Raw genomic sequence first — 13755 nt, forward strand, 5'->3', positions numbered from 1 at the left:
CTGTGGAATCCATGTTCGCGAAAAAGAAGGAGCAAGGACCAATGGGTTCGGTACGTGTAGCCGTCGTGGGTGTCGGCAACTGTGCGGCGTCGCTCGTCCAGGGTGTGCACTACTACAAGGACGCCAACCCGGAGTCCCGGGTCCCCGGCCTGATGCATGTCCAGTTCGGCCCGTACCACGTGAGCGACATCGAGTTCGTCGCCGCCTTCGACGTGGACGACAAGAAGGTCGGTCACGACCTGGCCGAGGCCATCGTCGCGAGTGAGAACAACACCGTCAAGATCTGCGACGTCCCGCCGACCGGCGTGACCGTCATGCGCGGCCCGACCTACGACGGCCTCGGCATGTACTACCGCGAGATGATCCAGGAGTCCCCCGAGGACGCGGTGGACGTCGTGGCGGCGCTGAAGGCCAGCAAGGCCGACGTCCTCGTCTCCTATCTCCCGGTGGGCTCCGAGGAGGCCGACAAGTTCTACGCGCAGTGCGCGATCGACGCGGGTGTGGCCTTCGTCAACGCCCTCCCCGTGTTCATCGCCTCCGACCCCGAGTGGGCCGAGAAGTTCACCAAGGCGGGCGTGCCGATCATCGGCGACGACATCAAGTCTCAGATCGGCGCCACCATCACCCACCGGGTGATGTCCAAGCTGTTCGAGGACCGGGGTGTGGTCGTGGACCGCACCTACCAGCTGAACTTCGGCGGCAACATGGACTTCAAGAACATGTTGGAGCGCGAACGCCTGGAGTCCAAGAAGGTCTCCAAGACCCAGTCGGTCACCTCGCAGATCCCGCACGAGCTCAACGCCGGTGCGGTGCACATCGGCCCCTCGGACCACGTGCCGTGGTTGGACGACCGCAAGTGGGCCTACATCCGACTCGAGGGCCGTGCCTTCGGCGACGTCCCGCTGAACCTGGAGTACAAGCTCGAGGTCTGGGACTCCCCGAACTCCGCGGGCATCATCATCGACGCGGTCCGCGCCGCGAAGATCGCCAAGGACCGCGGCATCGGCGGCCCGATCCTGGAGCCCTCCTCCTACTTCATGAAGTCGCCGCCCGAGCAGTACAGCGACGTCGACGCGCACGAGCGGGTCGAGCAGTTCATTACTGGCTAGCACAGGATTACCGGCTAGCACAGGATCTGCGGCCGACGCGACAGCCGCGTCGGCCCACCGGGTCACTCCGGGTCGCCCGGGGCCCTCGCGGCCCCGGGCACGTTCTACTCTGAGGGCGTGTCCTTCTTCGGTGATCTGCGCGTGGTCCTCAAGGGACCCCGGTTCCGTCGGCTGTTCGGCACCCGGTTGGTCTCGCAGTTCTCCGATGGGATCTACCAGGCCGGGCTGGCCGGTTTCGTCTTCTTCAACCCCGAACAGCACACGGGTGCCGGGGAGGTGGCCGCGGCCTTCGCGGTCCTGCTCCTCCCCTTCTCCCTGGTCGCTCCGTTCGCGGGTGTGCTCATCGACCGCTGGCCCCGTCGCCAGGTGCTCCTGCTGTCATCGCTGTTCAAGGCGGCACTCGCCACGGTGACGGCCCTCCTCGTCGCCAACGGCGAAGGGCCCGCGTTCTTCGTCGCTGCACTCCTCGTGCTGAGCGTCAACCGCTTCTTCCTGTCCGGGCTCTCCGCAGGCCTGCCCTACGTGGTGCCCAGGGACAAGCTGATGATGGCAAACGCGGTCACCCCGACCTGTGGAACGGTCGCGAGCTCGCTCGGGACCGGTGTGGGGCTCGGGATCGGCATGGTCGGCGGTGAGGAGGCTCTGGGCACCGGCATGATCCTCTTCGTGGCCGCGCTCGGTTTCGCGGGCGCCGCCCTGGTCTCCCTCACCCTGAGGTACCGCGAGCTCGGTCCGCACCTGGAGCAGGAGCCGGAGGAGGTTCGGGCGGCACTGCGCAACGTCGTCTGGGGCATGGTCACCGGGGTCCGGCACATCTGGGAGCGGGTGCCCGCGCGGGACGGGCTGCTGACCATCGGGGGCCACCGTGTCCTCTTCGGCATCTCCACGCTCCTGACGCTCTTGCTGTACAACAACACGTTCACGGGCGGCGGGGTCGCCGGGATCGCCGGCTTCTCGGTGGCGGCGGGGCTGCTCGCCCTCGGGTTCTTCCTCGGGGCCGTGGCCACCCCGTGGGCCACCGCCCGGATGAGTGCGAGCGCGTGGATCGCGGGCCTGCTCGCCGGCGCCGCCGTCGCCCTGGTGCTGTTCGGCCTGCCCTTCTCACCCGCGCTCTTCCCGGTGGCCGCCTTCGTCCTGGGCTTCGTGTCCCAGGCGGTGAAGGTCACTGTCGACACGTTGGTTCAGCGACATGTCGACGACGCGTTCCGGGGTCGGGTGTTCTCGGTCTACGACGTGCTCTTCAACGCCACGTTCGTGTTGGGCGCCGCGCTTACCGCAGGCCTGGTTCCGCAGTCCGGAGTGAGCGTGCCGGTGGTCTCCGCGATGGTTCTCGCCTTCTTGCTGATGAGCGCGGCCTGGACGATCCGCGCCCGGCGCCTCGCCCGCGAGGGTGTGGCGCACGAGACGGTCTGAGCGGCGGATCATCCGGGGTGTCGACATGTCGCTCCATCAATCAGTAACTAAAGCGTCACTTAATGTAGTCTCCCGGAAAGGATTCGTCACGAGCAGGGGATGGTGCCATGAGCGGCGGTTTCGGACTCGGTAACCCTTCGAGTGCCGTCAAGGCGACCGGGGTGGCAAGGCGGGTCGGGGCGGTGCGCCGCCAGCTTCCGACCCGCGGCGACCGGCTACTCGACCTCGGGTGCGGCGACGGCAGCCACACCGTCGAGCTGGCCGAAGGATACGTACGGGTGGACGCGGTCGACGTCGAACCCGCGCCGCTCGAGGCCCTGAGCGAGCGCGTCGCCGGGACCGCCTTGGAGAACCGCATCAGTGTGCACAAGATGGCCGCGGACTCGCTTGCCTTCGAAGGCAACACCTTCGACAGGGTCACCGCATTCGGGGTGGTCGAACACCTCGACGACCTGGAGGGTTCCCTCTCCGAGGTCCACCGGGTACTCAAGCCAGGCGGCGCGGTCTCGCTGACCACGTCCAACCGCTGGTTCCCCCTCGAGCCGCACGGTGTGCTCTGGGGGGAACGGCGCCGCTCAGCGCTGACCGCTCCGTTCCTGCCGTGGGTGCGGCCCCTGCACGACAGGCTCTCGGACGCCCGGTCCTTCACCAGCCAGGAGATGGGGCGGCTGCTCCGCGGATCCGGGCTGCGGGTGCGCGCGATCGACTACCTCATGCCCGCCTTCGGCGGGTGTCCATCGGCGCTGCGGGACGCCTCGGAGAGCCTGGAGGGCACACCCCTGCGGGTGTTCGGTGCGGCGATGGCCGTGACCGCGGTCAAACCGGGGCTCTGAGGCCCCGTGTCCGACTGGCTCCGGTAGCTCCCGCCCGCCCCGGCCAACTCCTGCCCTAGGCCTGCCTGCCGTCCTGTTCCAGGTGGTCGGCGGCCCAGGACTTCAGTTCCTCCGTGACCGCGTCCCTTTCCATGGGCCCGTTCTCCAGGCGCAGCTCCAGCAGGTACCGGTAGGCCTTGCCCACCAAGGGGCCGGGCTTGACACCCAGGATCTCCTGGATCTCGTTGCCGTTCAGGTCCGGGCGGATCCGGTCCAGTTCCTCCTGCTCGGCGAGCTTGCCGATGCGGCGCTCGATGTCGTCGTAGGAACGCGCGAGAGCGGCGGCCTTCCGCCGGTTCCGGGTGGTGCAGTCGGCCCTGGTCAGAATGTGCAGGCGCTCCAGCTGGTCCCCTGCGTCACGGGCGTACCGGCGCACCGCCGAGTCCGTCCACTCACCCTTGCCGTAGCCGTGGAAGCGCAGGTGCAGCGCGACCAAGAGGCTGACGTCGGAGATGACGTCCTTGGGGAAGCGCAGCGCGGTGAGCCTCTTACGGCTCATAGAGGCACCGACGACCTCGTGGTGGTGGAACGTCACCCGGTTGCCGCCCTCGAAGGCACGGGTCTTGGGTTTGCCGACGTCGTGCAGCAGTGCGGACAGGCGCAACACCAGATCGGGCTCGTGACCGCGTTCGCGCTCCAGGTCCATGGCCTGGTCGAGGACGGTGAGCGAGTGCTCGTAGACGTCCTTGTGCCGGTGGTGCTCGTCGATCTCCAACTGCATCTTGGGGATCTCGGGCAGGACGTGCTGGGCGATCCCCAGGTCCACCATCAGCTCGACGCCCCGGCGCGGGTCCGGGCTGAGCATGAGCTTGGTCAGCTCGTCGCGGACGCGCTCGGCGGAGACGATGGTGAGCCGGTCGGCCATGTCCCGGGCGGCCTCGGCCACCTCAGGGGCCAGGTCGAAGCCGAGTTGGGCGGCGAAGCGAACCGCGCGCATGATGCGCAGCGGGTCGTCGCTGAAGGAATCCTCGGGACGGCCCGGGGTCCGCAGCACTTTGTCCCGCAGGTCGGCAAGACCGCCGAAGGGGTCCACGAACTCCTGGCTGGGCAGGCGTACCGCCATCGCGTTGACGGTGAAGTCCCGGCGCAGCAGGTCGTCGTGGATGTCGGTGCCGTAGGCGACCTCGGGTTTACGCGACTTGGGCGAGTAGGCCTCGCTCCGGTAGGTGGTGATCTCCAGCTGCAGGCCGCGCTTGCGCAGGCCCACGGTGCCGAACTCGATACCGACGGTCCACACAGAGTCCGCCCAGCCGTCGACCAGCTCGAGGATCCGCTGGGGAACCGCGTCGGTCGTGAGGTCCACGTCGTTGGAAACGCGCCCGAGGAGCGCGTCGCGGACCGGTCCGCCCACGAGGGCGAGCTGCTGGTCGTGCGCGGAGAACCGGTCACCGAGCTCACCGGAAACCAGCTGGACGGTATCGAGCAACGCGGTGATCGCCGCCCGCTGCTCACCGGTCAGCGTGCCCTCGCGCGGGCCCGCCTCGGCGGACCGGGCCTGGGCGGTGTCGTTCTGACTCGGAAACTCTGTGTTCGGCACACCACGCAGGTTAGGCGGACGCACGGGGTAACCGCGAATCGTTTGTGCCCGCGGAGCACCTGTGGCGGCTCTGGCGCGCAGCCCCCGGCGGATGAAAGGCTGGGACCGCCACGCCGCCGAACTACGGTCCGCTCCATAACCGGGATTCGGGAAACGCGGTATCTTCGGGTTGAGTGGTGGCCTGCAACGGTCGAACCGGGGCCGCCAACCCCGCTTCCGCCGAACGCCGTGCGGGCATCCCGACCGTTCCCGCCCCACCTTCCACATCGCTGGCGGGACGGACACCTGGACCCGAATCAGGAAACCAAGCGTTGCGTCGAACTGCTTCCGCGGCCGCGGTCATGGCCATGACCGCCGCGCTGCTCCCGATACCGGCCACGCTCTCGCCCGCGTCGGCGGAACCCGAGAACGATGAGTCGGTGGAGCCGATCATCGTGGATCGGATCACTCCGGACTCCGCAGACGAGGACAGTACTCTGCGGGTCTCCGGCGAAGTGACCAACACCACCGAGTCCGCCGTCGAGGACGTGACCGTCCAGCTGCGGTACTCACGGCACCCGTTCACCTCGCGCGAGGAGCTCGACGAGTTCTCGTCCGGTGACGGCTGGCAGCCGGACGCTTCGGGGCCGGACGAGGAGTTCGAGGGCGAGCTGGATCCGGAAGGCACCCTCGAATACTCCTTGAGCACCCCGGTCGACGACCTGGGGCTGGACTCCCCCGGCGTGTACCCCATGGTTGTCGAGGCGCTCCACGGTGACGGCAACAGCCTCGGTGCGCAGTACACCTTCCTTCCCTACACGGAAGACGACGACATTCCCTCCCTGGACGTCGCCTGGGTGTGGCCGCTGATGGACGACCCCCAGCGCGCGGACGACGACACCTTCCTCAGCGACGAGCTGCACGACTCCGTCGGCGCCGAGGGCCGCCTGGGCCGCCTCCTCCAGGCCGGCGCGCAGGTCCCTCTTTCCTTCGAGGCGGGCGACGACGACCTCGTCGAACTGCTGGGACTGGAGGACGAAGAGGAAGCGGACCCGTTGTCGCCGACCGCCGGCGAGGACGTCACCGCGGAGGACACCGCCGACACGCTTCCCGCGGACGAGACCGCCGAAGCGGAGGACGAGGACGCCGATTCGGAGAGCGGCTCCGACGATCCTGAGGCCGATGACGAGGCCGACGAGGAGGCCGACGAGGAGGCCGAGGCGGAGGACGAGGACGTGGAGCTCCCGGTGCGCACCGAGGGCATCCCCGTGACCTGGTCCGTCGATCCCGGAACCCTCGACGATGTCCTCCGGATCGCCGCCACCGACCACGAGATCCTCGAGGAGGTGCTGGCTGACCCGGCCGAGAACCCGGTCCGGCACGACCGCGCCGCGGACGAGGCGGCCCAGGTCTGGCTGCGTGAGGCCCGGGAGGTCCTGGCCGCCGACAACGTGGTGGCCTCCCCCTACGCCAACTCCGACCTGGTCTCGCTGCTCCGCAACGGCATGGACGCGGACGCCGAGGCTTCCCTGCGGATCGGCGAGGAGGCGGTGCTGGAGTCCCTCGACCTCGAGGCCGACGAGACCTTCGCGGTGCCGCCCGAAGGCCTGATGGAGGAGAACGTCCAGGAACTGTTCGCCGAGCAGGGCGCCCACCGCTTCCTCCTCGACGAGGAGGCCGTACCGCCCGCCTCCTGGATCTCCACGACACCCACGGCCCAGGCCCCGCTCGCCCCCGGCGACGCGGAGGGGGACGAGGAGCCGTACGCGTTGGTCGCCGACTCCGGTCTGGCCGACGTGTTGTCGATGCCTTCCCACGGCCCCGGGGAGTCCGCCCTCGCCCTGCAGCGCTTCGCCGCGGAGACGGCCATGATCGCCGGGGAGAACGTCGGCGGTGACCGGACGGTCGTCGCTTACCCCGAGCCGGGGTGGGATCCGAGCCCCGAGTTCGCCGAGGGGGTTCTGGAAGCCACCGACGAGCTTCCCTGGCTGTCCGCCGAGCGCCTGGAGTCGGTGGAGCTGTCCGACTCCGACGAGCGGGAGGACACCCGCCAGGACCTGAACTACCCGGACCACGCCTACGGCGAGGAGCTCAGTTCCATCTACCTCGGCCAGATCGAGGACGTGAGCCGCGACGTGCGCCTCTTCAACAGCATCCTGGTCGGGGACAGCGACCCCTTCCGGCCCTCGATGGTGCGCCTCGAGTCCGTGTACTGGCGAGAGCGCGAGGCCATGGCCGGCGCCACCAGGGTCCTCGTGGGGCAGGCGGTCCAGGACCGCATGGAGGACGTGCGCGTCATCCCCGGCGAGCCGGTCACCATGGCGAGCAGCACGGGTATCACGGGTGTGCTCGTCGCCAACGACCTGGAGGACGAGGCGGTCTTCGTCCACCTGTCGGTGTTCTCCGAGAACGCCGAGCGGCTGGCCATCGGCAACTACACCTCCTCCTTCGAGATCGCCCCCGGCGCGAGGACCACGGTGTACGTACCGCTCTCCGCCCGGATCAACGGAAGCACCACCGTCCACGTCAGCCTGCAGAACGCCGACGGTGAGCCGATCAGCGCCCAAGACACCCGGATCCAAGTGAACGCCACAGGCCTGGGCACCCAGGCGCTGCTCATCAGCGGTATCGGACTGCTCATCCTCATCGCCGCGCTCGCGCCCCGCGCCTTCCGCAAGTGGGTCCGGCGCCAGTCCGCCAAGGCCAACGCCGCGGCGGCGGGCAAGGGGCCCGGGAAGCCCGGAACCGAGGAGGGCGAAGGCGGGGCGCCCCAGGAGTCGGAAGGGACCGAGAACCGGTCCGAGGCCGAAGAGCCCGCCGAAGCCGGAAAGTCCGAGACCGGGCCGACCGAAACCGGTGAGCCCGTCGAGACCGAAGAGCCCGCCCCAGGCGGATCGGCTGAGGCTGAGGCCGAAGTATCCGCTGAGGCCGGGGGCTCAGCCGAGCACGACGCCTCCGCCGGGGACGAAGCTCCCGCCGAGGACGGTGCGGCCTCCGAGGTCGACACGCAGGACACCCCCGACACCGACCTTCCGGACGGCGAGAGCCGCCCCGGCGACGGCGGCACCGGGAAGTGACCCCCACCGCTTGATCCGGGCGCCGTCCTGCGGCGCCCGGCACGAACCTCCCAGTCGGACGAAAGGAACCCTGATCCACGGTGGTCACCGACTCCCCGAACGGCGATGAGCGCTCCCCCCGCCACACGCCCAGGCACCGCAAGCAGTCACCCGAGGGGCCGCTGCCAGGTGAGGGCACGAGCCGCCCCTACGGTGGCCCGACCCCTTCCTTCGAGGAAGGCGAACTGCCCGACACCGGGGCAGCCCCCGGAGGCCCCGGCCTCGGCGGGATCGACGGCCCCGGGCACTCGGGAGGCTCACCCGACCTAGGAGGCGGGGAAGCCGATCCGGAACCCGCGAAGGAGGGTTCGGAAGGCATGTCGGGCGGCATGATGCGGTCCAGCATGGTCATGGCCGTAGGCACCATGGCCTCCCGCATCACCGGTTTCGCCCGCACCATGGTGCTGGCCGCCGCCATCGGCACCCACCTGCTCGGTGACGCCTATCACACGGCGCACACGATCCCCTTCATCCTGAACGACCTGCTGATCGGCGGCCTCATGGCCTCCGTGGTCATTCCGTTCTTGGTCAAGCGGCGCAAGCGAGACGCGGACGGCGGCAAGGCCACCGAGGACCGCCTGTTCACCTCTATGGTGCTGGCGCTGCTGCTGGTGACCGCGGCCGCGATCGCGGCCGCGGAAGTCCTGATCTGGCTGTACGGATCACGGTTCACACCGATCCAGTTCGAGACGTCGGTCTACCTGGCGCGCTTCCTGCTGTCGCAGATCTTCTTCGTCGGCCTGAGCGGACTGCTCAGCGCCATGCTCAACACGCGCGGCAAGTTCGGCGCCGCCGTCTGGGCCCCGGTGCTCAACAACTTCGTCATCATGGGCGTGGCCGCGATGTTCCTGGTCGTGGCGGGCCCGGGTCGCACCCCGGAGAACGTCACCACCTCCGAACTCACGCTCCTCGGCGCGGGCACCGCCGCGGGTATGGCGCTTCAGGCGTTCGTTCTGTTCATCGCCCTGACCCGGACCGGCTACCGCTGGCGGCCCCGCCTGGACCTGCGCGGGTCCGGCCTCGGCGTGGCCCTGCGCTCCGCGGGGTGGATGATGCTCTACACCCTGCTCACGCAGGCGGGCCTGTGGATCACCACCAACATCGCCAACGCCGCGAACGTCGCCAGTATCGAGCAGGGTCTGGATATCGGCGCCGGGATCAGCGCCTACAACCTGGCGTACCAGCTCTTCCAGCTTCCCTACGCGATCATCGCGGTCTCCCTGATCACCGTGCTGCTCCCGCGCATGAGCGCCCATGCGGAAGACCGCAACTGGGAGGCGGTCCGCTCCGACTTCTCCCGCACCATGCGCATCTCCGCGTTCGTGCTGGTCCCGACGGCCTTCGCGGTGGCGCTGTTCGCCGAGCCGCTGTCGATCCTGGCCTTCGCACGCGGATCGGTCTCCGTCGCCGACGCGGCCGCCATCGGCCAGATTCTCGCCGTGATGTCCCTCGGCCTGGTGCCGTTCACCGTGTTCCAGCTGATGCTGCGCGTGTTCTTCGCCCTCGGGGACACCAAGACCCCCGCGCTGATCGGCGTGGCCAACCTCGCTGTACACAGCGCTCTGGCCCTTGCCGCCTACCTGGTCCTGCCCCCGAACGTGGTGGTCGTCGGCGTCGCCGCCGGCTTCATGGTCTCTTTCCTCTCGGGTCTGACCATCGCCGGCCAGGTGCTCAGCCGACGAATCGGTGGACTTGACGGAAAGCACATCATTGGCACATTGTTGCGCCTGCACCTCGCGGCTGTTCCCAGCATCGCGGCCGGCTTCGGGGTGCTCTGGTTCTTCGACACCCAGGTCGGCCCCGGTCTGATGACCTATGTCGGTGCCCCCGTCGTCGGCTGCACCGTCGGCGCGCTGCTCTTCTTGGTGTCCGCCCGTGTTCTGCGCGTACCCGAGCTGACCGCGGCCGTGGAACTCATCCGCGGCCGTCTGCGTCGGTAGACGCAGTGAACCACTCCGGCCCAGCCCCGCCGGTGCCCAGTAGTCGTCCGACCGAGAAAAGGACCACCCGACGGTGTCCAGCGATCACCCCCGTCAACACACCGACGGTCCAGAACCGGGACCGCGGGACCCCCACGAGAGCAGGTCCGGTCGCCACTTGGTGACGCCGGAGGACGTGCTCGACACCTACGAGCTCTCCGAGCCCAAGGCCGAGCCCGAGACCGGGCTCAAGACGGACCGGGACCCCAGCGACATCGGTGACCTGGGCACCGCGGACCGCGCCGGTCTGGAGGACGGCGACGAGATCGGCGGTAGCTCGCACACCACGACGGGCAACCTCGCCAAGTCGACCGCGATCATGGCGGCCGGAACGATCGCCTCCCGAGTGACGGGCTTCGTCCGCACCATCGTGCTGGCGGCGGCGATCGGTACCCAGCTGCTGGGTGACGCCTACCAGACCGCCGGCATGGTGCCGTACATGATCTACGACCTGCTCATCGGCGGGTTGTTGGCCAGTGTGTTCGTGCCGTTCCTGGTCAAGAGGCGTAAGCTCGACCCCGACGGCGGGAACCGCACGGAGCAGCGGCTGGTCACGCTCCTGCTGCTGGCGCTGTTCGCCCTCACCGCGGTGTCCTGGCTGATCGCCGAGTGGTTCATCCGGATCTACGCGGGCGGGTTCACCGGGGCGCAGTACGACGTGTCGGTCACCCTGGCGCGCTACCTGGTACTGCAGATCTTCTTCATCGGCGCCAGTGGTCTGGCCGGCGCCATGCTGAACGCGCGCGGTAAGTTCGGTGCTCCGATGTGGGCACCGGTGCTGAACAACGTCGTCATCATCGGGATCTGCCTGTGGTTCCTGTCCATCGCCGGACCGGGCCGCACACCCGATACCGTGACTGAGGGCGAACTGGCCCTGCTGGGCCTGGGTACCGCGCTCGGCCAGGTCGTGCAGGCCGCCGTACTGGTCTGGGCCCTCGCCGCGGCGGGCTTCCGCTGGCGGCCCCGCTTGGACCTGCGCGGGTCCGGGCTGGGCGAGGCGGCCGGAGCGGCCTCGTGGATGATGCTCTACATCGTCGTCGCGCAGGTGGGCGCGCTCGTCTCCACCAACGTCGCCACCCGTGCCGGTGCGATGTCGGCGGAACTGGGATACGAGACCGGTTCGGGTATCGCGGCGTACAAGTTCGCCTCGATGCTCTTCCAGTTGCCGTACGCGATCATCGCGGTGTCGGTGATCACGGCCCTGCTGCCCCGGATGAGCGAGCACGTCGCGGCCGGGCGCAAGGACCAGGTACGGAGCGACTTCTCACGCGGCTTCCGGCTCTCCTCGGTGCTGATCGTGCCGATCTCGGTGGCGATGATCGTCTTCGCGATCCCCTTCTGCGTGATGATCTACGCGCAGGGCAGCACCAGTACCGAGGACGCCGCGGCCATCGGCCGCATCCTCATGGTCTTCTGCGTGATGTTGATCCCCTTCACGCTGTTCCAGTTGCAGATGCGGGTGTTCTACGCGCTCGGCGACACCCGGACCCCCGCGCTGGTGGCCATCCCCTCCGAGACCGCCCACGCGGTCACCGCGTTCAGCCTTCTGTACTTCATGGCGGACACGCCGCAGCACATCGTTCTGTGGCTGCCCGCTCCGTACGGCCTCTACTACATCGTCGGTTCCATCATCATGTGGTACCTCCTGAACAAGAGGCTCAACGGTCTGGACGGCCGCAGAACAGCGTCCACCCTCTTCAAGCTGCATGTGGCGACCATCCCTGCCGCGCTGTTCGGGCTACTGATGACCTTCGCCTTCAGCGGCCTTCCGGGTGAGCTGTGGCCTGGTGTTGCGTCGATGGTGGCCGGAGGACTGGTTGGTGCCGTACTGTTCGTGGTTGCCGCCAAGTTCCTCAATGTGACTGAAGTCACAGCATTCCTCGATTTGGTGAAATCCCGGTTGCGACGCCGCTGATCACCTGGAATGGATGACGTTGGGTAGTCACACGTGGATACGTCCCGGAAGGTCGATGAGTATCCGATGTCCTCCAAAGAGGCTGTTCACGCGTCCTAGCATGGACCGACACAGCTTTACCGCCAGAGCATCGTTTATCCGAGCTGCCCGAAGGGAGGCTGGGGACAGCAGACAGGGCCGACCCCCTCGCATGTGCACACAGCGGCACCACGCGACCCAGCGGCACTGGCGTCCGTCACTCCCATCATGAGCACCTTCCTGATCGAACCCGGGGCGAAGCTGGCCAACCGCTACCGACTCGACCACGCAGTGAGCGAGACCGGTGGCGCCACCCGGTGGAAGGCCACTGACGAGACGCTGGCGCGTCCCGTCGCGGTGTGGACCTTCGCCGAAGGCTTCCCGCGCACGTCCGAGGTCGTCCGGGCCGCACGGGCCACGAGCCGCATCCCGGACGCCCGAGTCACCCAGGTCTTCGACGCCGACGACAACTCACCGGTCCCGTACGTGGTCGAGGAGTGGGTGATCGGCTCCTCGCTCGCGGAACTCCTCGCTCAGGGCCCCATGGAGCCCGAGCGGGCGGCGGGCCTGGTCGCCGAAGCGGCCGAGGCCTTGACCGCCGCTCATGCGGGCGGCCTGTACCACCTGTGCCTGACCCCCGGAAAGCTCATGTGGAGCAGCGGCGGGGCGGTCAAGGTCGCCGGCATCGGCGTAGACGCGGCACTGCTGGGGAACAACGTCCCCCAGCCCGGCGCCGTCGACGCCCAAGGCCTGGGCAACCTGCTCTACGCGGCCCTCACCGGGTACTGGCCCGGCGGCCCGCAGAGCGGCCTGCCCGGTGCCCCGCAGGGCCCCATGGGCCCCTACCCGCCCGGTCAGATCCGCCAAGGGGTGAACGAACCCCTGGCCGCCATCACCACCCGCTCGGCCCTGCCGCAGCTGGTCGGCCAGATGGTGCCCGGACCGCCCATCACCAGTCCGGCCGAGTTCTGCGCCGCCATGGCCGAGGTCCCCAGGCTCATCCCGCTGCCGGTCTCACCCGCCGAGGCGCCGCCGCCCGAGCCCGGCACCTCCCGGCGCACGGGAGAGTTCGACGCCGCGGGCGACCCGCGGCGCTCCAGCCGGAACGGTGCGGCCCAGGCACGGAGCGGTGGCCGACCGGCACCCTCCCGCATGGACCAGCGGGCGGCCCGGAACAAGGGCGGTTCGGCCAAGCGGCTGCTGGTCGGTGTGCTCGCGGTGGCCCTGTTCTCCGCGGTTGTGGCCGGTGCGTGGATGTTCGGCTCCATGATGCGCCCCGGAGGGGACGAGGCCGCCGACCCGACGTCCAACGAGACCGAGGACGTCACGGATAGTGCCGATCCCGAGGTCCTGGCGATCACCGACTCCGACGGGTTCGACCCCCTCGGCGACCACTCCGAGCACGGACAGAACGCACCTCTGGCCCACGACGGCGATGTCGAGACCCGCTGGAACACCGAGGGCTACAAGGACCCGATGGGCACCGAGAAGTCCGGCGTCGGCCTGATCCTGGACCTCGGCGAGGCCCAGGAAGTGCACGAGGTCGACCTGGTCGTGCCTCAAAGGGACTACGGGATCCAGATCCGGGTCGGTGACAGCGACCAGGTCACCGACGACGCGAGTCTGGACGCCAACCTTCCCACTGCTTGGGAAGGCCAGGTCAACGGTACGGAGTCCATCTCCCTCGACGATGCGGCGACCGGCCAGTACGTCCTGGTCTGGTTCACCGACCTGCCCACGGACGACGGACGCTTTCGTGGGAGCATTAACGAGGTCGAGGTACGCGGGACCTAGTTCTAGTTGTGGGGTATGTGATC

The 13755-nt window shown here is 68.8% G+C and carries 8 protein-coding genes; 7 read left to right on the forward strand and 1 reads right to left on the reverse strand.

The annotated features are described in order from the left end of the window. Positions 1–41: 41 nt before the first annotated feature. The 3 genes from ACYVDG_RS22715 (at position 42) to ACYVDG_RS22725 (ending at position 3355) form a co-directional block, all read left to right on the forward strand. A complete protein-coding gene (locus ACYVDG_RS22715) occupies positions 42–1109 on the forward strand; it encodes an inositol-3-phosphate synthase (protein WP_460757328.1) in 1068 nt (355 codons plus the stop codon). A gap of 117 nt (positions 1110–1226) precedes the next feature. Then, positions 1227–2522 (forward strand): MFS transporter, encoded by a 1296-nt coding sequence (locus ACYVDG_RS22720; protein ID WP_460757332.1) that lies wholly within the window; start codon positions 1227–1229, stop codon positions 2520–2522. 107 nt (positions 2523–2629) lie between these two features. Further along, positions 2630–3355: a class I SAM-dependent methyltransferase gene (locus tag ACYVDG_RS22725; protein WP_460757337.1), complete on the forward strand. Its 726-nt coding sequence runs from the start codon at positions 2630–2632 to the stop codon at positions 3353–3355. 55 nt (positions 3356–3410) lie between these two features. Here the strand turns inward: ACYVDG_RS22725 and ACYVDG_RS22730 are convergent, their stop codons facing one another. Further along, positions 3411–4931, reverse strand: coding sequence for a CCA tRNA nucleotidyltransferase (locus tag ACYVDG_RS22730; RefSeq protein WP_460757342.1), 1521 nt, complete (start codon positions 4929–4931; stop codon positions 3411–3413). 341 nt (positions 4932–5272) lie between these two features. On the opposite strand from ACYVDG_RS22730, the gene ACYVDG_RS22735 reads away from it, so the two are divergent. The 4 genes from ACYVDG_RS22735 to ACYVDG_RS22750 all read left to right on the forward strand — a co-directional run bounded on the left by ACYVDG_RS22735 (position 5273) and on the right by ACYVDG_RS22750 (position 13732). Then, complete coding sequence (locus ACYVDG_RS22735; protein WP_460757480.1) at positions 5273–7987, forward strand: DUF6049 family protein; 2715 nt, start codon at positions 5273–5275, stop codon at positions 7985–7987. 80 nt (positions 7988–8067) lie between these two features. Then, on the forward strand, positions 8068–9966 hold the full coding sequence (murJ, locus tag ACYVDG_RS22740; RefSeq protein ID WP_460757346.1) for a murein biosynthesis integral membrane protein MurJ: 1899 nt from the start codon (positions 8068–8070) through the stop codon (positions 9964–9966). Between the two features lie 157 nt (positions 9967–10123). Beyond that, positions 10124–11920 (forward strand): murein biosynthesis integral membrane protein MurJ, encoded by a 1797-nt coding sequence (gene murJ / locus ACYVDG_RS22745; protein ID WP_460757350.1) that lies wholly within the window; start codon positions 10124–10126, stop codon positions 11918–11920. A gap of 246 nt (positions 11921–12166) precedes the next feature. Further along, positions 12167–13732: a protein kinase family protein gene (locus tag ACYVDG_RS22750; RefSeq protein WP_460757353.1), complete on the forward strand. Its 1566-nt coding sequence runs from the start codon at positions 12167–12169 to the stop codon at positions 13730–13732. Positions 13733–13755 lie beyond the last annotated feature (23 nt).

The organism is Nocardiopsis oceani (assembly GCF_054777395.1).

Bases quoted from the DNA above. Each gene is read 5' to 3' on its own strand.
- ACYVDG_RS22750 (WP_460757353.1), top strand. From the start codon at position 12,167: ATGAGCACCTTCCTGATCGAACCCGGGGCGAAGCTGGCCAACCGCTAC.
- ACYVDG_RS22715 (WP_460757328.1), top strand. From the start codon at position 42: ATGGGTTCGGTACGTGTAGCCGTCGTGGGTGTCGGCAACTGTGCGGCG.
- ACYVDG_RS22735 (WP_460757480.1), top strand. From the start codon at position 5,273: ATGGCCATGACCGCCGCGCTGCTCCCGATACCGGCCACGCTCTCGCCC.
- ACYVDG_RS22725 (WP_460757337.1), top strand. From the start codon at position 2,630: ATGAGCGGCGGTTTCGGACTCGGTAACCCTTCGAGTGCCGTCAAGGCG.